Annotated in this window: 16 protein-coding genes; 11 read left to right on the top strand and 5 right to left on the bottom strand. The window is 55.2% G+C overall.

Going from position 1 to position 21,628, the window contains the following annotated elements; all coding sequences use genetic code 11:
• The first annotated feature begins 131 nt into the window (after positions 1-131).
• The 7 genes from QPL95_RS15790 to QPL95_RS15760 all read left to right on the top strand — a co-directional run bounded on the left by QPL95_RS15790 (position 132) and on the right by QPL95_RS15760 (position 9,893).
• Positions 132-959, top strand: coding sequence for an IclR family transcriptional regulator (locus QPL95_RS15790; protein WP_303291911.1), 828 nt, complete (start codon positions 132-134; stop codon positions 957-959).
• Positions 960-1,138: 179 nt separating this feature from the next.
• Positions 1,139-3,232, top strand: a complete 2,094-nt coding sequence (locus tag QPL95_RS15785; RefSeq protein ID WP_303291910.1) for a 3-hydroxyacyl-CoA dehydrogenase NAD-binding domain-containing protein — start codon at positions 1,139-1,141, stop codon at positions 3,230-3,232.
• Between the two features lie 18 nt (positions 3,233-3,250).
• Positions 3,251-4,435 (top strand): acetyl-CoA C-acyltransferase, encoded by a 1,185-nt coding sequence (locus QPL95_RS15780; RefSeq protein WP_058091205.1) that lies wholly within the window; start codon positions 3,251-3,253, stop codon positions 4,433-4,435.
• A gap of 15 nt (positions 4,436-4,450) precedes the next feature.
• Positions 4,451-6,253: an acyl-CoA dehydrogenase gene (locus QPL95_RS15775; protein ID WP_058091204.1), complete on the top strand. Its 1,803-nt coding sequence runs from the start codon at positions 4,451-4,453 to the stop codon at positions 6,251-6,253.
• A 49-nt stretch (positions 6,254-6,302) separates the two neighbouring features.
• On the top strand, positions 6,303-7,409 hold the full coding sequence (locus QPL95_RS15770) for a zinc-binding dehydrogenase (RefSeq protein WP_094624531.1): 1,107 nt from the start codon (positions 6,303-6,305) through the stop codon (positions 7,407-7,409).
• Between the two features lie 9 nt (positions 7,410-7,418).
• The gene (locus tag QPL95_RS15765; RefSeq protein WP_058091202.1) at positions 7,419-8,834 is read left to right on the top strand and encodes an aldehyde dehydrogenase family protein; all 1,416 of its coding nucleotides are present in this window, start codon (positions 7,419-7,421) and stop codon (positions 8,832-8,834) included.
• An 84-nt stretch (positions 8,835-8,918) separates the two neighbouring features.
• Positions 8,919-9,893, top strand: coding sequence for a nitronate monooxygenase family protein (locus QPL95_RS15760; RefSeq protein ID WP_058091201.1), 975 nt, complete (start codon positions 8,919-8,921; stop codon positions 9,891-9,893).
• 42 nt (positions 9,894-9,935) lie between these two features.
• Here QPL95_RS15760 and QPL95_RS15755 read toward each other — a convergent pair whose 3' ends face one another.
• Both QPL95_RS15755 and QPL95_RS15750 read right to left on the bottom strand, forming a co-directional pair.
• On the bottom strand, positions 9,936-11,933 hold the full coding sequence (locus QPL95_RS15755; RefSeq protein WP_058091200.1) for a TRAP transporter permease: 1,998 nt from the start codon (positions 11,931-11,933) through the stop codon (positions 9,936-9,938).
• Between the two features lie 83 nt (positions 11,934-12,016).
• Positions 12,017-13,171, bottom strand: a complete 1,155-nt coding sequence (locus QPL95_RS15750) for a TAXI family TRAP transporter solute-binding subunit (protein WP_058091199.1) — start codon at positions 13,169-13,171, stop codon at positions 12,017-12,019.
• Positions 13,172-13,677: 506 nt separating this feature from the next.
• Between QPL95_RS15750 and istA the strand changes: the two genes are divergently transcribed.
• The 3 genes from istA to QPL95_RS15735 all read left to right on the top strand — a co-directional run bounded on the left by istA (position 13,678) and on the right by QPL95_RS15735 (position 17,261).
• The gene (gene istA / locus QPL95_RS15745) at positions 13,678-15,219 is read left to right on the top strand and encodes an IS21 family transposase (RefSeq protein ID WP_303291908.1); all 1,542 of its coding nucleotides are present in this window, start codon (positions 13,678-13,680) and stop codon (positions 15,217-15,219) included.
• Positions 15,220-15,229: 10 nt separating this feature from the next.
• Positions 15,230-15,970 (top strand): IS21-like element helper ATPase IstB, encoded by a 741-nt coding sequence (gene istB, locus QPL95_RS15740; protein WP_199453430.1) that lies wholly within the window; start codon positions 15,230-15,232, stop codon positions 15,968-15,970.
• A gap of 991 nt (positions 15,971-16,961) precedes the next feature.
• The gene (locus QPL95_RS15735; protein WP_099615981.1) at positions 16,962-17,261 is read left to right on the top strand and encodes a hypothetical protein; all 300 of its coding nucleotides are present in this window, start codon (positions 16,962-16,964) and stop codon (positions 17,259-17,261) included.
• Between the two features lie 2 nt (positions 17,262-17,263).
• On the opposite strand, the gene QPL95_RS15730 is transcribed toward QPL95_RS15735, so the two are convergent.
• From QPL95_RS15730 to QPL95_RS15720, 3 genes are all read right to left on the bottom strand, one after another.
• Positions 17,264-17,953, bottom strand: coding sequence for a hypothetical protein (locus tag QPL95_RS15730; RefSeq protein ID WP_099615980.1), 690 nt, complete (start codon positions 17,951-17,953; stop codon positions 17,264-17,266).
• A gap of 885 nt (positions 17,954-18,838) precedes the next feature.
• Positions 18,839-20,167, bottom strand: coding sequence for a sensor histidine kinase (locus QPL95_RS15725; RefSeq protein WP_303291906.1), 1,329 nt, complete (start codon positions 20,165-20,167; stop codon positions 18,839-18,841).
• On the bottom strand, positions 20,154-20,819 hold the full coding sequence (locus QPL95_RS15720) for a response regulator transcription factor (protein WP_053113967.1): 666 nt from the start codon (positions 20,817-20,819) through the stop codon (positions 20,154-20,156). Before QPL95_RS15720 ends, QPL95_RS15725 begins: the two co-directional genes overlap by 14 nt.
• Before the next feature lie 201 nt (positions 20,820-21,020).
• Here QPL95_RS15720 and QPL95_RS15715 point away from each other — a divergent pair, with 201 nt between their 5' ends.
• Positions 21,021-21,548, top strand: coding sequence for a cupredoxin domain-containing protein (locus QPL95_RS15715; RefSeq protein WP_092031103.1), 528 nt, complete (start codon positions 21,021-21,023; stop codon positions 21,546-21,548).
• Positions 21,549-21,628 lie beyond the last annotated feature (80 nt).

The following is a 21,628-nucleotide window of genomic DNA, read 5'->3' as shown; positions in this document are numbered from 1 at the left end:
AATCTGGCATGAAATTTGATGGCAGATTGTGGTTCTTGAGTTTCTCATAGACTAGAATATGTCCACTTTTCACGCCCACGGTTCTCCAGGCTATCCGTGACAGGCAACGCAGTTCAGGAAATAGGCAAGTTATGGCAAAAAAACAGCAGGACAACTCACCGGAGTTGAAAGTAGCGTCTGGCGATGGCAAGCCCGTTCAGCCGGGCAAGGATCGCAAGTTTGTAGAGGCGCTGTCCCGGGGGCTGGATGTTCTGCGCGCGTTCAGTCAGGGGTCTGTCATACTCGGCAACCAGGACATTGCCAGAATTACCGGCCTTCCCAAGCCCACCGTTTCGCGCATGACCTATACGCTGACCAAGCTGGGTTATCTGGGCTACAACCAGCAGTTGGAAAAGTATCAGCTTAGTTCCGGCGTGCTGGCTCTGGGTTACGCCTATGTATCAAACCTGAAGGTGCGTCAGCTGGCCAAGCCCTACATGGACGAGTTCGCCCGGCAAACCAACATGTCGGTTGGTCTGACTTGTCGCGACCGCTTGCACATGATTTATGTAGAAAACCGGCTGCCGCCTGAAGCAACCCTCCTGCGGATGGATATTGGCCTGAAGCTGCCTATGTCGACAACCTCTGCAGGGCGCGCCTATTACTGCGCGATCAGCGACCCGGCCCGCAAGCTGATCGACGATGCCATGGCGAAGAAGTACGGTGAAAAATGGCCGGTAATTAAAGAAGGCCTGGACCAGGCCATGGAAGATTACCGGGAGCACGGTTTCTGCCTGTCGCTGGGAGACTGGGATCGGAACATTAACTCCGCCGGTGTACCTATCCACCTGCAGGATGGCACTACGATGGTTCTGACCTGTGCGGCGCCGTCGTACCTGGTGCCTGGCGACAAGTTGCGCGACTCCTATGCTCACCAGCTGGCTATGTTAGCCCGGGATATTGAATCGCTCGGTGTCTAGGCCAGGCTGCCGGTAGCCGGCCGGATCAGACAGAAAGGCATAAAAAAACCGCAGACGAAAGTCTGCGGTTTTTTTATGCCTGAACCGAAACGGTGGTTGAAATAAGGGCTAAACTTGTATTAAATCGTTAATTGATTTCGCTAGATAAAACCATATTTCATAAAAGGCGAGGGGAGATTATGTCAGAGGTTGTTGCTTATACCCGTGAAGGGAATGTTGGTGTCATTTCCGTAAACTACCCGCCGGTCAATGCCTTGAGCCATGCTGTGCGTGCCGGTCTGGTTTCCGCCCTGGAGCAGGGCCAGAAGGATGCAGAAGCAGATATCCTCCTGCTGGTATGTGAAGGCCGTACGTTCATTGCTGGCGCGGACATCCGCGAATTTGGCAAACCTTTGCAGGAGCCGGGCCTCCCCGATGTGATCAATGCCTATGAATCAAGCGACAAGCCCATTGTTGCCGCTATTCATGGCACCGCACTGGGCGGTGGCCTGGAAACGGCCCTGGGTTGTCATTACAGGGTTGCCCTGCCGTCTGCCAAGGTGGGCTTGCCTGAAGTAAAGCTTGGTCTGTTGCCCGGTGCTGGCGGTACCCAGCGCCTGCCTCGCCTTGTGGGTGCCCAGAAGGCACTGGAAATGATTACGTCTGGCAACTTCGTAGGCGCCAGAGACGCGCTGGCTCTGGGCATTGTTGATGCCGTTGAAGCCGGCGACGATATCCGCCAGGTTGGCCTGGCCTATGCGCAGAAACTGGCAGGTGAAGGTGCTCCGGTACGCCGGGTGCGTGATATTGCCGACAAGGTTGAAGCTGACAAAGGCAGCGATGTCTTTGACCAGTTCCGTGCTGGCCTGGCCAAAAAGGCCCGCGGCCTGTTCTCGCCATTCAAGTGTGTCGACGCTGTAGAAGCCGCTTTCACCCTGCCGTTTGCCGAGGGCCTGAAGCGAGAGCGTGAACTGTTTAAAGAGTGCATGGAATCACCGCAGCGTGCAGGCCTGGTCCATTCGTTCTTTGCCGAGCGTGAGGTTTCCAAGGTCAAAGGTCTGGCCAAGGACACGCCGGTGCGTGAGGTGAAGAGTGTGGGCATTATCGGTGCCGGCACCATGGGTGGTGGAATCGCCATGAACTTTGCCAATGTGGGCATTCCGGCCACCATCGTTGAAGTTCAGCAGGAAGCCCTGGATCGCGGAATGGCAGTCATTCGCCGCAATTACGAGAACTCTGCCAGAAAAGGCAAGCTCACCGCCGAGCAGGTGGAAGAGCGCATGGGGCTGATCAAAACCAGCCTGAGCTACGATGACTTCCGCGACGTCGACCTGGTGATTGAAGCCGTCTTTGAGAACATGGCCGTCAAGAAAGAGATCTTCGCCAAGCTGGATGAAGTGTGCAAGCCGGGCGCTATTCTGGCGTCCAACACCTCCACCCTCGACATTGATGAAATTGCCTCTGCTACCAAACGCCCGGAAGACGTTGTGGGTATGCACTTCTTCAGCCCGGCTAACGTAATGAAGCTGCTGGAAAATGTTCGTGGCAGCAAGACGTCTGACGAGGTGAAGGCCACTGTGATGGCCGTAGCGAAGAAAATTAACAAAGTCGGAGTCATGGTCGGTAACTGTCACGGCTTTGTTGGCAACCGGATGCTGCATAAACGCGGTGCCGAGGCCATGGCGCTTGTAAACGAGGGTGCTTCGCCGCAGCAGGTGGACAAGGTACTGACCGACCTCGGCTTCCCGATGGGGCAGTTTGCGATGTCTGACCTGGCCGGCATTGATGTCGGTTATCGTATTCGTGAAGAGCGTCGTAACGCCGGTGAAGATGTGCCGGCCAGTTGGATGGACAAGCTGGTTGAGCAGGGTCGTCTGGGACAGAAAACCCAGGCTGGGGTATACAAATATGAGGAAGGTAGCCGCGCGCCGGTTGTCGACCCGGAAGTGGAACAGCTGATTGAAAGCTTCCGCGCGGAACAGGGGATCGTAGCCCGGGAGGTTACCGACCAGGAAATCCTTGAGCGTTGCATGTATGTAATGGTCAACGAAGGTGCCAAGATCCTGGAAGAAGGCATTGCCGACCGGTCACTGGACATCGATGTGGTCTGGATCTACGGATATGGTTTCCCCGCGTATCGTGGCGGCCCCATGTTCTGGGCAGATCAGGTTGGGCTGGACAATATTCTGGCGGCAGTGAAGAACTACAACAGCACAGTGGGTGGCGAGCAGTGGAAGCCTGCGCCGTTGCTCGAGAAGCTGGTGGCGGAAGGCCGCAAGTTCAGCGATCTATAATTATAAGGAGTTCATCTTATGTCTGATGCTGTCATCGTTTCGACCGCGCGTACCGGCCTTGGCAAGTCCTATCGTGGTGCCCTGAACAACACGCACAGTGTTGATCTGGCCGGGCACGTTATCCAGCACGCCGTTGAGCGTGCAGGAATCGACCCTGCCATCGTTGAAGATGTCATTCTGGGCGCAACCTTTCACGAAGGTTGTCAGGGCAAGAACATGGCACGCCTGGCGGCTATTCGTGCCGGGCTCCCGGTAACCACGGCCGGGCTGTCAATTAACCGGTTCTGCAGCTCCGGCCTGCAATCCATTGCTATTGCTGCGCAGCGCGTGATGTCGGAGAAGGTACCTGCCATCGTGGCTGGTGGCGTAGAGTCCATCTCCCTGGTTCAGAACGACAAACTTAATGGCTTCCGTGCTACTAACGAATGGCTGATGAAGAACAAGCCGGAACTGTACCTGTCGATGATCGAAACGGCCGATATTGTCGCCCAGCGTTACAACGTAAGCCGTGAAGCGCAGGATGAGTACGCACTGATTTCCCAGCAGCGCACCGCCGCGGCCCAGCAGTCCGGCAAGTTTGACGACGAAATTGTGCCTTTTGACGCCACTATGCTGGTTAAAGACAAAGAAACCGGTGAAGTGAGCGAAAAACAGGTAACTCTGGACCGGGACGAATGCAATCGCCCGAATACTACATTGGAAGGGTTGGCCTCACTGGACGCGGTACGTGGCCCGGGTCAGTTTGTTACCGCGGGAAACGCCAGCCAGCTTTCTGATGGCGCCTCTGTGTGTACGGTCATGGACAGCACCTATGCCGAAAAGCATAACATCGAGCCCATGGGCATTTTCCGTGGCTTTGCTGTTGCAGGCTGTGAGCCGGACGAGATGGGCATCGGCCCGGTGTTTGCTGTTCCACGCCTGCTTGCCCGTAACGGCCTGACCATGGACGACATTGACCTGTGGGAGCTGAACGAAGCCTTTGCATCCCAGGTGGTCTACTGCCGCGACCGTCTGGGTATTCCGATGGAAAAACTCAACGTGAATGGCGGCTCTATTTCTGTGGGTCACCCCTATGGTGTGAGCGGTTCCCGCCTTACCGGCCATGCCCTGATTGAAGGCAAGCGCCGGGGTGCCAAATATGTGGTGGTCACCATGTGCATTGGCGGCGGTCAGGGCGCAGCCGGCCTGTTCGAAGTGGTATAAACGGAGAGCGCCGTCATGCAGCAGAAAATCGTCAGTACCCGGGACCTGGCTTTCCAGCTTTATGAACTTCATGAAGTAGAGAAGGTGCTCAGATTTGAGCGCTATCAGGACCATAGTCGTGAAACGCTGCAGGCGGCGCTGGACCTGGCGCTGAAAGTTGCCGCAGAGGAGTTCGCACCCCATGCTCGCTTGGTGGATGAAGAAGAGCCGACCTTCGAGAATGGCCGTGTGCACATGCGGCCGGAAGTTCACAAGGCGCTGGACGTACTGAAAAGTACTGGTCTGATGGCGGCCAGTCAGGACTACGAGCGCGGTGGCATGCAGCTGCCCAGTGCGGTTGCCCAGATGTGTGTGGGGATGCTCAAAGGAGCCAACGTAGGGACTCAGGGCTACGCCGGGCTAACTATTGCGGCAGCTAACCTGATTCTCGCCCATGGCTCCGACGAGCAGAAAAGCCGCTACGCCGAGCCGATGTTGGCGGGGCGTTTTTTCGGCACCATGTGCCTGACCGAGCCCCATGCAGGTTCCTCTCTGGGAGATCTGCGCACTCGAGCAGAGCCACAGGCAGATGGCAGTTATAGGTTATTTGGTAACAAGATCTACATCTCCGGTGGTGATCACGAGCTGAGCGAGAACATCATTCATATGGTACTCGCGCGTTTACCTGGGGCCCCGGCCGGCGTAAAAGGAATTTCCCTGTTTCTGGTGCCGAAGGTCCTCGTTAACGAAGATGGCTCTTTGGGTGGGCGCAACGATGTCGCCCTGGCTGGTCTGATTCACAAAATGGGATACCGTGGCACGACGTCTACCATGTTGAACTTTGGTGAGGCAGCGGGAGCGGTCGGGTATCTGGTTGGCTCGCCCCACCAGGGCCTGGCTGCCATGTTCCACATGATGAACGAAGCCCGGATTGGTGTTGGTCTGGGTTCGGTGATGCTGGGTTACACCGGCTATCTTCATGCGCTTGAGTATGCCCGCGAGCGGCAGCAAGGGCGTCCGGTTGGAGAGAAGGATCCGGAAAGCCCCCAGGTGCCTCTGATCCGCCATGCTGATATCCGGCGCATGCTGCTGGCCCAGAAGGCCTATGTGGAAGGTGGGCTGGCGCTCTGTCTGCAGGGTGCAGTATTGGTGGACGAGAAGAAGTTTGCGGAAACTGGCGAGCAGCGCGAGCTTGCCGCCGGGCTGCTCGACTTGCTCACGCCGGTGATCAAGTCCTGGCCTTCCCGTTATTGTCTCGAAGCTAACAGTCTGGCAATTCAGGTGCATGGTGGCTACGGCTACACCCGGGAATATCCGGTGGAACAGTTCTACCGGGATAACCGGCTTAACCCGATCCACGAGGGCACCCATGGTATTCAGGGCATCGACCTGCTTGGTCGCAAGGTTTCCATGGCCGATGGCCGTTACTACTGCGAACTGGTGAGCAGGATCGAAGCCACTATTGCCGAGGCCCGCAAGCAGGAACGGCTGGCTTCTAATGCCGGGTTGCTTGAACGGTCCCTGGCCGCAATGGTTGAAGCTACCCGGGTGATTAATGAAGTAAAGGCCTCTGGTGATAAGGAAAAAGCACTGGCCAATGCCACTCTTTACCTGGATGCCTTCGGGCAGGTAATTGTCGGCTGGCTCTGGCTGCGACAGGCCCTGAAAGCCCTTGCTGGAGTCAGTGGGGCCGGTGATCAGCCTGAGTCCTTCTATCAGGGCAAGTTACGCGCCTGTGATTATTTTTGCCGGTATGAATTGCCGGGCGTGCTAGCAACGGCTGAGTTGCTGCAATCGGTGGACTCAACGGCACTGGATATGTTTGACGAGGCATTCTGACCGGCCTCGCCAACTCTGAATCAACACAAAAACAACAGGAGTCAGGGTAATGGACAGACAAGCAAAGGCGGTGGTCTGCCGGGAGTGGGGCAAGCCGGTACAGGTCGAACAGATTACGGTGGACGGACCAAAACGGGGCGAGATAACCATCAAGGTTGCCGCCTGCGGCGTATGCCACAGCGACCTTTCAGCCACCACTGGAAAGATTCAGTATCCACCGCCATTGGTACTGGGCCACGAGGCGGCCGGTGTGGTGGTTGAAGTTGGCGAGGGTGTGGAAGGCTTCAGTGAAGGCGACCACGTTGTTAGTTCGTTTATCTCAATGTGCGGCAAGTGCCGCCAGTGTGTGCGTGGCCATCCGGTTCTTTGCGAAAACGCCCGCAAGGCGATGTTTACACTGCCCGATGGAACCGTTCGAACCCGCGACAGCCAGGGCGAGCCCTTGAATGTGTTCGGCGCCTGTGGCGTGATGGCGGAGTATGCAACCCTGCATGTGGATAACTGCGTGAAGGTTGCAGAGGATGTGCCACTACAGAACGCCGCATTGGTGGGCTGTGCCGTGATGACCGGTGTGGGTGCTGTATTTAATACTGCCGGGCTGGAGCCGGGTTCCAGGGCTGCGGTGTTCGGTATTGGCGGTGTTGGCCTGAACGCCGTTCAGGGCTGCGCAACCGCCGGTGCCGAAATGATTGTGGCGGTGGACAACAACCCGAAAAAGCTCGCCATGGCGCGGGAATTCGGTGCCACCCACACGATTGACCTCAATGAAGTGGACGATGCCGCCAAGGCCATCAGAAAACTGACCGGCGGCGTGGATTACGCCTTTGAGTGTGTTGGTGCCGGTGCCGTGGTTGAGCAAGCCTATAAGTCTCTCGGGCGCGGTGGTACCGCCGTCGTGGTGGGCGTTGCTGACCCGAAAGACAAAACCTCGATTACTACGCTCACCCTGCCGGCCGACGAGCGCACCCTGAAGGGCAGCTGGCTGGGTTCAGCCCGGCCGCAACACGATTTCCCGCGGCTTCTAGGTTTGTACCGTGCGGGTAAGCTTAAACTCGATGAGCTGATCACCCAGACTTACTCCATAGATGAAGCTGTTCAGGCCTTTGACGACATGATCTCCGGCAAGAACGCGCGTGGCGTGATTGTCTTCGACTGAGGGAAAAACATGAAGATTCTGAACAAGAACTACATCAATGGTAGCTGGGTCGACTGGAACGGCGACATGGCGGATGTGCATGAAGCGGCCACCGGCGACGTGATTGCCCGGGTGCCCATGTCCGATCCGGGACAGATGGAGCTGGCAATTGCCGCTGCGCATGCAGCATTTGAGGTCTGGTCTGAAAGTTCTGTAGAGCAAAGGGTGAACGTGCTTGGCCAGCTGCATGCTGGACTCAAGCAAAGGGCACCGGAAATTGCGGAAGCGGTCAGCCGGGAAGTGGGCATGCCACTGAAGCTTGCCACGGCAATCCAGGCTGGCCTGCCAGCAACTGTAACCAAGACCTATACCGATATGTTGCCGGAGTTTCCGTTCGTTGAGCAGTCTGGTAACTCGGAAGTGCAATATGCGCCGGTCGGGGTGGTGGGCTGTGTTACTCCCTGGAACTACCCGCTGCATCAGATCATTCTGAAGGTAGTACCCGCGATTGCTGCCGGCTGCACCGTCGTGCTGAAGCCCTCTGAGATTGCGCCGCAGGCAGCCTTTATTCTCGCTGACATTCTGGATGAAACCGACCTGCCGGCGGGTGTGTTCAACATGGTATGCGGGGCCGGGCAAACCGTTGGTGAAACCCTGATCCGGCATCCGGATGTGCGCATGCTGTCATTCACCGGCTCCACCCGCACCGGTCATGCCATTGCCCATGCCGCTGCGGATGACTTCAAGAGGATTGCGCTGGAAATGGGCGGCAAATCGGCATCGGTTGTTTTATCGGACGCTGACCTGGAAGCCGCAGTAAAAGGCACAGTGAGCAACTGCCTGCTCAACTCCGGACAAACCTGCACCGCCCTGACCCGGCTGCTGGTGCCCGCCGATCGCCATGACGAGGCGTGCAAGCTGGCGGCTGCAGCCGCGGCCAGAATGACCCCGGGCAACCCGCTGGACGAAGCCACCCGTTTGGGCCCCTTGGCCTCCGCGCAGCAGCGGGACCGGGTAGTGGATTACATCCGGCTCGGTGTTGCGGAAGGCGCCACCCTGGTAGCCGGCGGCCCGGACGCGCCGGAAGGCCTGGACAAGGGTTACTTTGTACAGGCAACCGTGTTTGGCAATGTAGACCCGAACAGCACAATCGCCCAGGAAGAGATTTTCGGCCCGGTGCTGTGCGTGATTCCCTACAACGATGAGGCAGAAGCCTTGCGTATCGCCAATGGCACTGCCTACGGGCTGTCTGGAGCGGTTTGGTCGGCGGATCGGGAAAAGGCAAAGGCTTTTGCCGCAAAACTCCGGACCGGACAGGTGACGGTGAACGGTGGCGGCTTCAACCCGCTGGCTCCCTTTGGTGGTTTTGGCCATTCCGGTATCGGGCGAGAGTTCGGCAAGTGGGGGCTTGAGGAGTTTCTGGAAGTGCGTTCGCTGCAGCTGTAATCGCAAGACAACGAAGGAGCCGCAGCAGCGGCTCCTTCACGTTTAAGGGCCGGAAATGTTTATCAACAACAAAAGAGTGATGCCGTGAAAACACGAATTACGGAATTATTTGGAATCGAGCACCCGATCGTACAGGGTGGCATGCACAACGTAGGCTTTGCCGAACTGGCATCGGCAGTCTCCAATGCCGGTGGTCTGGGCATGATTACCGCCCTGACCCAGCCTACGCCTGAACATCTCGCCAGTGAAATCGCCCGCTGCCAGCAGATGACGGATAAACCCTTCGGCGTCAACCTGACCTTCCTGCCGTCCTTCAACGCGCCGCCTTATCCCGAGTACATTGACGTCATCATCCGCAGCGGTGTCAAGGCGGTTGAAACCGCTGGCCGCAGTCCTGAACAGTACATGGCGCAGTTGAAGGCTGCGGGTATCAAGGTTATCCACAAGTGCACATCTGTTCGCCACGCTTTGAAGGCCGAGCGAATCGGTTGTGATGCCGTCAGTGTGGACGGCTTTGAATGCGGCGGACATCCCGGTGAGGATGATGTGCCAAACTTCATCCTGCTGCCTCGTGCAGCCGAAGAGCTGAAGATACCTTTCATTGCATCTGGCGGGATGGCCGATGGCCGGAGCCTGGTAGCGGCTATGGCATTGGGTGCCGAAGGCATGAATATGGGCACCCGTTTTCTGGCTACCAAAGAAGCGCCGGTTCATGAGAACGTGAAGCAGGCAATTGTGGACGCCAATGAACTGCAGACCCGGCTGATCATGCGTAACCTGAAGAACACCGAGCGGGTGATGGATAACGCCGCCGTGCGGGAAATTATCCGGATTGAGAGTGAAAAGGGTGACCAGGAAACCATTGACGATATCCGCCACCTGGTCACAGGCGCAAAGGGTAAGCTGGTACTGCAGGAAGGCAAGATGGATGAAGCCGCCTGGAGTTGTGGCATGGTTGTTGGGTTGATTAATGATATCCCTTCCTGCGATGAGCTGGTCAGCAGAATCATGGAAGAGGCTGAAGGGATTGTGCGCCAGAGACTTGCCGGCTTTTTGTAAATGAATAGCCCGGAGGGTGCATCACCCTCCGGGCACATGGTTTCAGGCCAGGGCCTTTTCCCTTCTTTCGTATTTCTTGTGCGTCAGTGCGGCGGCGACGACCGCAGGAATGATCAACGCAGCACTAATAAGAGACAATTCCAGATTGGTCAGCGGAACCGGTCCGCCACCGGGGATGGCAAGGATCATGCCGCCGGCAATGAGTCCCAGCCGGATTGGCCATTGCAACAGCTTGCTTGCTGCCAGAGAGCCTACCCCGATCAGCCAGCCTTGCATGGCCGATGCTATCAACGTTACCCCGATCAGTGCTTGTACAATCACCAGGAGAATCTCGCTCCAGGTGCCTTGGAAGATCAACGCCGGATTAAGCACAAACAGGAACGGGATAAAGTAGATCACGCTGCCCAGCCGCATGGCTTCCACACCGGTTTTCATTGCATTGGAGCCGGCAACCGTTGCAGCGGCAAAGGCGCCCAGGGCAACCGGTGGGGTGATGAAACTGAGCATGCCCCAGTAAAGGATGAACAGGTGAACGGCCAGAGGATCCATGCCGCCGCCGTTTATCAGGGCCGGTGCCAGCGCAACCGCCAGGAAAATATAGGCAGCTGTAACTGTCATGCCGATGCCGAGCACAAAGCTGGTCAGTGCTCCCATCAACAGCAGTACCAGGGTGTTGCCACCGGCAAGGTAGATCAGGTCATTGGCAATAGTGCCTGACAGTCCGGTAACCGACAGTGCACCTACCAGCAAGCCAACACCGGTGAGGATTGCGATCAGCTCTGCAAACAGCTTCCCTGACTCTGCGAAGAAGTCCTTAACGTCTTGCCACTTCCAGCGCTGGTAGGGCAGTACCTGGTTGATCACCAGCAAGAGAACCGTTGCAAAGAATGGTGCCGTGGCCTCCCGTCGCAGGAAGAACAGCATCCAGATCAGCAGGGCAAACACGAAGATGAAGTACCAGCCTTCCTTTAATGTCTGCCTGAGTGACGGCAATTCGCTGGCCGGCAGGCCCTGAAGTTTGTTGCGCGCAGCATAGGCATCAATCTGGATAAACAGGCCGAGGAAATACAGTACGGAGGGCACTACTGCCGCCAGTGCAATGGTGCCGTAGGGAATATTCAGGAACGCGGCCATGATGAACGCGGTGGCACCCATAACCGGTGGCATCAGAACACCGCCCGTAGAAGCACAGGCTTCTACGCCGGCTGCGTAGGAACGGCTGAAGCCGACTCGGCGCATTGCCGGAATTGACATCACTCCGGTAGTCATCACATTGGTGATTACGCTGCCGCTCATGGATCCCATGAGGCCGCTGGAGAAAACCGCAACCTTGGCCGGTCCGCCCCGAACATGGCCCAGCAATGCGAAGGCCAGGTTGATAAAGAAACGACCGCCGCCGGTTTTCTGCAGGGCGACGCCAAACAGAAGGAAGCCGATCACGATGTTGGCAAAGGCTTGTAAGGGCACGCCCATGATGCCTTCTCGACTCATGGCCATGTAGATCGCGGTCTGGTCGGGGGCGGATGGAAACCCCTGGATGGGGCCCGGCAGCTTGTCTGCAAATATCGGGTACAGGCTGGCGACACCGACAATCATGGCAATCGGCAGGCCGCCGGCCCGACGAATGGCTTCGATGACGGTAACCCAGAACAGGAAGCTGAACACTACGGCGTATTGTGGTGCCGCGTATTCCCAGCCGTAATCCAGAATAGTTTCCGCGTTGTAGACAAAGAACCCGCAGATAACCGAGGCGGCAAGGAACAGGATGATGTCGTACCAGGGAACCTTGTTCCGGGAAGCGTGGCGTGACATTGGCCAAAGCAGAAAAACCAGTGGTAGCATAAGTGCCACCACCACATAGAAAAACTGGCTTTCCACTTTGGTAACAATATTGATCAGCTGCAAATTGAACAGGTAGTCAATCGTCAGCAGTGTCAGGACAAGGGTTGCAACCCTGGGGACCCATGGCCATCCGCCGGAAAGCCGCCGGATGCCGCTGACGTTTTCTTTCGACGGTTCACTGTTGTGTGTTTCAGACATGCAGTAAGACTCCTGAAAGAACTCCGGTGTAACAGACCCCTTGTCTTTACACCGGAATCAGGTTTCAACCAGGACAGCAGGTTTTACCGGAATACCGGATTCATGCCCGCCGCTTGAAGTGCTTCTGCCCGCGCCGTCATCCAGCCCTTTTTGAAGGCTTCCTTGTCGGCAGGCGGGTTGGCCTTGGTGTAGCTCTCCCAGGTGTCCAGGAGGATATTCTGACGCTGTACCAGCATGTCCTGGTGTTGTTGCATATCTTCCGTCCAGTGGCCGATTTCCTTGTAGTAGTCGACGACCACATCATGCAGTGGGATGACCCAGTTGAGATTCTGGTTCTCCAGCGCATAGCCTGCATTGCCCGGTGCGGAGTCCTTGTACTTGTCGTAATCCTCGGTGAAGACACGAATCAGCCCGTCCACCAGTTTTTTATCGGCATCGGCGTTGGCGATGATGATGGGGTAGGGGTAGCTGGAACCAATCCACGGCTCATCCTTGCTGATGCCGGCGCCGGAAGTAACCAGGTGCGGTTGGAAATAGGGAGCCACGGAGCGCAGTCGCTCCCAGCCCTCGGTGTCTTCAGGATCAAGCTCCAGCCAGGATATACCGCGCGGACTGGCGGAAAGCTGTTGTGGGCCGCCGGCGACAGAAACGGTAAATGCGGTATCGCTTTGATTGGCGACGATGCCGTCAAAGGCACGGCCGTATCCCGGGAAGTCTACCCGCTCCACGTCATCCCAGGTGAGGTCGCCAAAGGCCAGCATGGCTTCGGTGCCGAGGTTCAGGGCATCGTCACCACGAATGTAGGAAATGCGTTTGCCCTTGAGGTCATAGGGGGTTTCTACGCCGATATCGCCGGCTACAGCAATGCTCAGGCCAAAACTGGCAATGGATGTGGTAATAACCCGAACCGGCTGCGGCCCCCAGTTGTCCTCGGAGAACATCAGTACGCCCTCGGCGGCGTAATAAGCGGCAATGCCACAGGAACAAACCGGTACGCGCCCGGTTTTAAGTGGTGTCATCCGAGAAACGTCGTTCTCGCCGGGCAGGATCCGCAGTGATACGCCGTACTCATTGCGTAGTAGATTGCCGATAGAAGCCATCTGGCTATAACCTGCTGAGCTGGTGCCATAGGCAGTCATTCCGATGGTGGCTGGCAGATCGACATTTTCTGCAGCCCACGCAGTGGTTGCGCTCCCGGCAAGAAGAGAAATTAAAATGATATTTTTTGTTGTCATCATGTATGCGCTCTTTTGAGGTTATTGTTTTGCTGTGCAGAATAGAATTCTGAATTAAGATTTAGTGTAGTCAGGCTTTTGTCTGTGTGTCAATTGATGTGATCGACGACTAATTTCCTGCGCGTCGTTGTCAGGTCTGTAAGAGGCTGATAGGTTTCCATCAAGCTGGGTGGACCTGTCGGGCCACCGACAGGTGGGGCCAATTTTGTTAGTAAGTTACTAATTTGTAACGATAAAGTGCCCGTAAGACACGCATCCCCCTATTGCATATTACGGCCCATCATGAACACCCATTCCGGACGAACGTGAACACCGATTCTGGTTCAACGTGAACAGTCATTCCGATTGAAGGTGAACACTTTTCCGGATTTTCCGGAATCGGTGTTCACGATGCCGGAATCAGCGTTCACATTCCCGGAAACGGTGTTCACGTTCAACCGGAATCCTTCTTAACGCATTGTTTATTAGACCGTTTGCTACTCTGACTCCTTTTTCTGGGGAGCGGAGTTGTGCCAGCAAAGAGAATTCTAATGCGTAAAATCAGAGAGGTGCTTCGCCTAAGGCTGGAAGCCGGGCTCTCGATCCGGCAGATCAGTGCCAGCACCAAGACCAGTGTCGGGGCCATCCAGAAGCTGTTAGCCCGGGCCGATGCCCTGAACCTCAACTGGCCGTTGCCCGAGGATTTGGACGATGGCCGCCTTGCGGCCCTGTTCTATCCCAGTGCCGATCCCACCACATCGACTCGCTACCAGGTGCCTGACTGGGCCACCGTTCATCAGGAACTCAAGCGTAAAGGGATGACCAAGCAGCTGTTGTGGGAGGAATACACAGCTCAGTATCCCAATCGCTGTTACAGCTACTCCCAGTACTGTGACCGTTATCGGCAATGGCTGAAGCAGCAGAAGCGCTCCATGCGCCAGACCCATAAGGCCGGGGAGAAGTGCTTCGTGGATTACTGCGGCCCGACCGTGCCGATCATCAACCCGCAGACCGGTGAGGTACGCACCGCTCAGGTGTTCGTGGCGGTGCTTGGGGCCTCCAACTACACCTACGCTGAAGCCACCTGGAGCCAGAGTTTGCGAGACTGGCTATCCAGTCACGTGCGTACCTTTGAGTTCTTCGGTGGCATTCCGGAGATGGTCGTGCCGGACAACCTGCGCAGCGGTGTCAGCAAGGCCTGTCGGTACGATCCAGAGCTAAACCCCAGCTACCAGCAACTGGCCGAGCACTATCAGGTGGCCATCCTCCCGGCCAGGCCCTACAAGCCCAAGGACAAATCGAAGGCGGAGGTCGGCGTGCAAATCGTGGAGAATTGGATCTTGGCCCGGTTGCGTCACCACACCTTCTTCACTCTCGCCGAAGCCAACCAGTGCATCCGGTCACTGCTTGAAGAGCTGAACAGCCGCCCGTTCCGGCGGCTCCCGGGTAACCGGCAAACCGCCTTCGAGACACTGGATCAGCCAGCCCTGCGTCCCTTGCCGAAACAGCCCTATGAGTACGTCGAGATCCGGCGTTGCCGGGTCAATATCGATTACCACATCGAGTTCGACCAGCATCATTACTCGGTACCGCACCAGTACGTGGGCGAGCAGGTGGAAGTCCAGGCCAGCGATCATCTGGTGCAGGTCCACTTCCGGCAACGCCAGGTGGCAAGTCACCCACGGCGTCACAGGCCGGGCACCACCACCGAAGCCGGTCATATGCTTGCCCGGCATCGAAAACAGCAGCAGTGGACCCCGGGGCGTCTCAAGAACTGGGCCCGGGACATCGGGCCAGACACGCTGATCTGGGTCAGTGATCGACTGGCTGAGCGGGAACACCCGGAGCAGGCCTACCGGGTCTGTCTCGGGTTGCTCAACCTGACTCGGGAGTACCCCAGCCAACGCCTGAATGCCGGCTGCCGCATCGCCAATCGGGAAGGTCTGAACCGGCTGAAGCACATCAAGGCCATTCTCCGGAGCAACCGGGACAAGCTGCCGGAGCAGTTGTCCCTGAACGCCGAACTCCCTCAACACCACGAGAATATCCGTGGCCCGAAGAGCTTCCACTAGGACATTACCCATGAGCACAACACAGACCCTGGCACGACTGAAAGACCTGAAGTTAGGCGGCATGGCTGCCGCCCTGGAACACCAACAAAACCAGCTGGGCACCTACGACGAACTGCCGTTCGCGGAGCGCCTGGAACTGCTGCTTGACCGAGAGTTCCAGACCCGAGAGCACCGGAAACAGGACCGCCTGGTACGCCAGGCCCGCTTGAAGCTCCGTGCCTCGATCCAGGACATCGACTACCAGCACCCCCGCAACCTGAAGAAAGCTCAGGTGGCCCAGCTGGCTCAGACCGACTGGCTGGAGCGTGGCCAGAACCTGTTGATCACCGGCCCCTGCGGCAGCGGGAAAACCTACCTGGGTTGTGCACTGGGGCACCAGGCCTGCCTGAACGGCCTCAGTGCCCGGTATTACCGGATCTCCCGGTTACTGCTGGAACTGACTCAGGCCAAAGCTGACGGCACCTACCAGAAGACGCTGAACCAGCTGGCCAAAGTGAAGCTGCTGATCCTGGATGACTGGGGACTCGAAGCCCTAAAACCGGCACACCGAAACGATCTGATGGAGATCATGGATGACCGTCACGGCACGCACTCAACCATGATCATCAGCCAACTGCCTACGGATCAGTGGTATGCCGCCATCGGCGATAACACCCTGGCTGACGCCATCCTGGACCGGCTCATGCACAACGCCCATCGCTGGGCTCTGAAGGGGGAATCGATGAGAAAACGACTTCAGGAAATTGACTGAACGTGAACACCCGGAGTAAAAACTCCGGTGGGTGATGCGTTAAGAAAAATGGTGTTCACGTTCAACCGGTATGGGTGTTCACGTTCGCCGGAATACGCACCTATCCTTGTTGGGTTGAGCAGAGGGCTTCAGAGTTCTATCCAGAGATCAGTCGTTGCGCCAGGTCTGAGCGTCATCTTTGTGCGGGTAGGTATCACTCGTCAGCACCCTTACTAGACGAGAATCGCGGGCGGTTGGCCTTGTAGTACTCAATTATGCTGCTTCGAATCCCATAATTTTTCATAAACTTGATACATTCTGAATGTCCGCTTTGCGACCACAGGATAATTTGTTGTGTCAATTTCCGACCACGCTATAGCGGCATGACCAGTTGGCTGATTCATTGTTTAAACTTGTTTCTGAGTCTTTCTCAATTAACGACTTCAGGCATATGTCGGTAGATTAGACTCGATATGCAAAGAAGGTCGGTAGAGCCTACCTTGCGAAACAGGTTGATTGTTAATCCTCCTCATCCCTGGTCGGACAGTCGCCGCCACGCCCAATTCAGGATCCTACGCAGCTTTAAGATATATCTCACACGAATCCTGCATTGACAATGATAGGGTTGGGGCCGAGTCAGCTGGTCAGGACGACCGGGACTCAACGCCGGCACGGATGCTAGGCAAACGCGACATCTGCCCAGTGGTGTGACGCGCCAAGGAGAGACTTGGCACCACCCCCGCTTGTGACAATTCGCACCCTTTGATCGACCCAATCTTGACCTAGTCAATCAGGATTATCAGAATAATGTTCGAATATACAGTTTTGGGTCAGAGGTGTTCCATCACTCTCAATGAGCATCGGTTACTGTCCGCATTGCCTTTGGAAAGGTTACGGTATTTGCCATCTGACCTTACTAGTTGGAAATCCACGTGAACGGGATTAGCGAGCTGAGGACGGAGTTTCGTCGCCGACACAATATGACTACGCCACCCTTCAAGCGTTTGCGTCAATGGAAACCGTCGGCATCGTTACAGAAGATAATATTGAGCTTTCTCATTGGCTCGGCGTGGCGGACCGCAGGATTCTACGATTAGTTCCAGAGTTAAAGTCGGTTCTATTGGATATCGAAGCTTGGCGAACGATGATTCTTGAGCCCTACAAACGGCTTGGCCCCGGTGTCTACATGGTAGGGGCTTTCATCGGATATGACAGAATTGTTGGCGTCGTGGAAGGACGACAGCCAATGGTCAGGGTTTTTTCGTCTAAACCGGACGCGCTGGGCCGGTCCTTCGGCCAAGACACTGAATAGATCTAATTCCGAAACTCTGACACCTGGCGCTCTAGGTTCGCGTACATTGCCAGAAGATCATCCTCGTTGAGCTTTCCTCTGGTGGTTGCCTTAGCCTTATGTTTTTCCAGCTGGCTACGTTGTTCGGCGTAAACATGATGGAGGACGCTGGCTTGATAGTCGCAGCCCTCATGATTGTTCAGTTGTTTTCGAAGCGATTTGAACTGATCAGGACTGGGAACCTGTTCGAGCTTTTTAGCTACGTCTTTGGGTCGGATATTGAAGACTTCTCCCCAATGTTTTACGGCATGCTCCCAGGCCTGAGATAGAGATGCCCGCTCATCTATGTAGAATTTGTTAGCAGCTCCTCGTTTGTTTACGGAGAAATAGCAGGTTTCCTGTGCAGCACTTTTCCCGCTTCCGATGCCAAGCGTGATGCCCTGGAAGCCAACACCGCGACAGGGGAGGGTTGAGGGATGGTCTTTTCCAATGAAATCCAGATATTGAAGTGCTGCGGAGCGGGCCATGTAACGGGCCTCATAGTACTTGGCCCTGGTCTCTTGATACTGGTACCAGAGTTCTTGAGTAATTCTGTTGTTCGGCCTCTTAAGAGAGAAATACTTCTGATAGCGTTTGCCTCGGATGGTGGCAACAACTCGCCAACCGTGGAAGCCAGAGGTCAGCTCCCCTTTTTCATAAAAGCTAATAGCCATGGATAGTCGATCTTTCCCGTCCAAATCACGTTAAAGATAGTACGCAGCCAAGCAGGCGTCGCCTGCTCTACTCTGAGGCCTACGTCAGCTTGCTGCAATCGAAAATGGTCAATAAACTTCTCAGCCTCTTTGGGCTGCAAACTGGAAACACCGACCTTCGGTCAATCGTTGTCGCTTCCTAGGAGTGAAGCATCGTCCATGGAGTGTAAGGCTGCGAGGGACCATACGTGTGCAGCCTTCCGTAAGTTTACACTTGAGAGAGCCTTTACACATCATGGTTTGCGCTTTAAGAATCCTTCCCCTCTTCGTTTTTGTGGTAGCAGGTCTTATCAGTGCTCCGGCTCATGCTTCCAATATAAAAAGTCGAGCAGCGGCCTTTGCCATCCACCGCAAGGAAGTTGGTATGAGCGAATCAAGAAATATCAACCCTACGACTCTGTTGATGCCTGCCTGGATTCAGGCGGTAAACTTCCGGATGGTGTCTCTTTGGCCTCGGTTCAACAGGTCCAAGAGCAGAAAGGCAAGTTACAAAGCTACGAACGGTCTGCGTTCGGGCAAGGTTGGGAAGACGCCGATGGAAATTGTCAAGACAGCCGTACTGAGGCATTGATTGCACAATCCACGACCAAGGTCCGGCTTGCAGATGAACGTCGTTGCAGAGTGGTTTCGGGCCGCTGAATCAGTCCGTTCACAGGCAAAGTCATCCAGAACAGCAATGAGATCGACATCGAGCATGTGGTCCCGTGGTCCCGCTGAATGGTTGCCACCGTCAGGCCAGTGCGGTTATGTGGCAAATCGTACTTGTTTGACTGCGTTGGTTCTTGCTAAGGGTAGAGTTGTCAGAGTTTTCAGACGCGACAAACCCGCTCTTTAACTTCCGTGAATTCAAAATTCAATCGTGACCTTTAATCCACCCCGTGGGCGATTTGAAAAGACGATCTTCCCACCATACCGGCTAACAATGTCTTGAACGATTGCAAGGCCGAGCCCGTGGCCCGGAGTCTGTTCGTCCAGCCTTAATCCTCGTTGACCAAGCTTGCTCAATTCAGCTTCCTCAACGCCGGGACCATCGTCTGTCACGACAATTCGTTTTGAGGGGCCGCATTGTTCCAATATTAGCTCCACCTCTCTATGTGACCACTTCCCCGCATTGTCCAGCACGATCCCCAGTATTTCAGATAGGTCGTATTCTACAATTGGCCAACGGCTATTCTCTGGGAGAGAACTTGATAACTCAAATGATTTTGCCGGGTATAGTCTTCCCATCATCCACAGAAGGTCCCGTGCTTTTTCTACTGGATAGCAGCTTTTTCCTACCTGCGGCCCAGCAAACCGGCTGCGGCGCATTTCAGCTTCAAGTTGTTTGTCAATATCCCCGAGACGCGCAGCTATTTGCTGCCTTAACTCGCTATCTAGCGGCGTAGAAGTGTCGCTGAGAATTTGTTGGACAGACGCAATCGGAGTTTTAACGCTGTGGGATAGGTTTGCCAGCGCATTCCTCGAGCGCTCCAATCGTTGATCAAGTGAGTCAAGCAGCTGGTTCAACTGTTCGACGAGAGGGTGGAACTCCTCGGGGACAGTCATATCTATACGCGAGACGCTCCCATCCTGGAGTCTTTTCAGTGACGCCTTGAGTCGTGTGACAGAATGCATGGATAGATTGATTCCGAACCAGATTGCACAAACCAATAGCGAGATAAGTAAAAGAGATGCGATTGCCGTCCATGCATGTAGCTCTGCCTGGCTATTCTTCAATGCGCCGAGGTCTTCTGCAACGATAACAACAAACGGTTTTTCGTTTGCGATGAAGGAACTCCGATATGCCAATATGTCCGTTGGGGCCCCTGCTATTTCAGAATTTTCGACCCGAATCGTGCCCTCTTTTTCCGATTTGATGAGCGGCGATAGTAGCGGTTTCCATGATTCTGGCGAAATGATGGTCCTGGAATCGGAGTGTTGAACAAAAGCATGGTGGAATACGCGCTGAAAGTAATCGCCCGTCTTGAGTCCGTCGAAGGCTCCGTCACTGTCCCGAATCTGATGCTCTAAAAACGAAACCTCCTCTTTCAGCCTGTCCGTGACAAATTCACGGGACATTCTTTCGAGCAGAGCACCATGTGCAAACCAGGCTATTGCCATCAAGGCAACACCTGCGGGCAGCAGTATTACAAGCAGGGTGCCTTTTACAGAGGCAGGTTTCTTAAACGTTGTCATTGAACATATAGCCTTGGCCACGTCGGGTTGAGATTGTGGAATTTCCCACCAGTCTTCGCAGCCTCCGAATATATGCCTCGATAACGTTCGCGCTTGGGCTATCTTCGAGACTGTAAAGCTGCTCTAGCAGTTGGTCTTTTGAAAAGACATGGCCCGGCTTACTCATCAGGCAGCGCAGAAGACGAAACTCTGTGCCGGTAAGTGGATGTTCAGTTCCATCGTCCACCGACAAGCATTGACGATTTTCATCCAGCACAAAGCGGCCTGCCTTAACCAATGAATGTGTTCTCCCTTCGCTCCTGCGAACAATAGCATTCAGCCGTGCAATTAACTCTTCGGTCTGGAAAGGTTTTGCGAGGTAGTCGTCTGCCCCTGCCTTTAGTCCAGCCACTTTATCATGCCAGTCATCTCGCGCTGTCAGGATTAGTACGGGAAAGGCAATGTTCTTTGCGCGCCACTTTTTTAAAACATCTAAACCGTTGCCGTCGGGCAGCCCCAGATCCAAGATGCTGACCCGATAATCTTCCTGTTCACCCAGAGTTATTGCTTCTTTTGCCGTATACGCAGGGTCCACGCTGAACCCCGATTTTTCAAGTTGATGCAAAAGGCTGTTTGAGAGCATCTGATCGTCTTCAACCAGTAGTAAACGCATTTTTTTTCCTTTTTGCTGAGCGGCGACTGTGAATTCAACGTAATGTCTTTAGTAGTCCTGAATTCAGCCTAAATAAATTTTTTTGAATTTTCAGTAAGAATTCAGGTTGGTAAGCGATCTTATGTAACGATTCTGGACATTGATCAAGTGTCCTGAAAATACAATTAATTGTTGCTGAACGATTTCACAGGAGAAGATGGTATGAATGTATCAAAGTTGTTGGTAGCGGGTGTGGCCTTTTCAATGTCAGCGGGTGCTTTTGCAGCAGGAGCCCACGGTGGCGGGCACGGGGCTAGCAGCGGAGAGCCCGGCAAGGCCTCCGAGGTTGCTCGCACCATCACCGTGGAAATGTACGACAACTACTATGAGCCGGAAGAAATAACTGTGAAGCCTGGTGAAACCGTGAGATTTGTGGTGGAGAATAAGGGCAGTCTTGTCCATGAGTTCAACATTGGCACCCCCGCCATGCACGAGAGCCATCAAAAAGAAATGATGATGATGGTTGAGCATGGCGTGATTCAGGGCGGCAAGCTGAACCACGACATGATGAACATGGATATGGGCAATGGTCATTCCATGAAACACGACGATCCCAACAGCGTCTTACTGGAACCCGGGCAGAGCAAGGAAGTTGTCTGGAAGTTCTCTGATAAAGGCAATATCGAATTTGCCTGTAACGTGCCGGGCCATTACCAGTCAGGAATGTACGGTGACGTAAATTTCGAATAATACAGTGTGCTGAGCGCCGCACGATTGCAAGGGCTGGTGAAGGCTTTCCAGCCTAGCTCCAATGAAGTGCAGTTGGGAAT

Source organism: Marinobacter sp. SS5-14b (genome assembly GCF_030541005.1).
Lineage (GTDB): Bacteria > Pseudomonadota > Gammaproteobacteria > Pseudomonadales > Oleiphilaceae > Marinobacter.
Note: the sequence above shows the minus strand (reverse complement) of the source record. Positions and strands in the feature narration are given on the sequence as shown.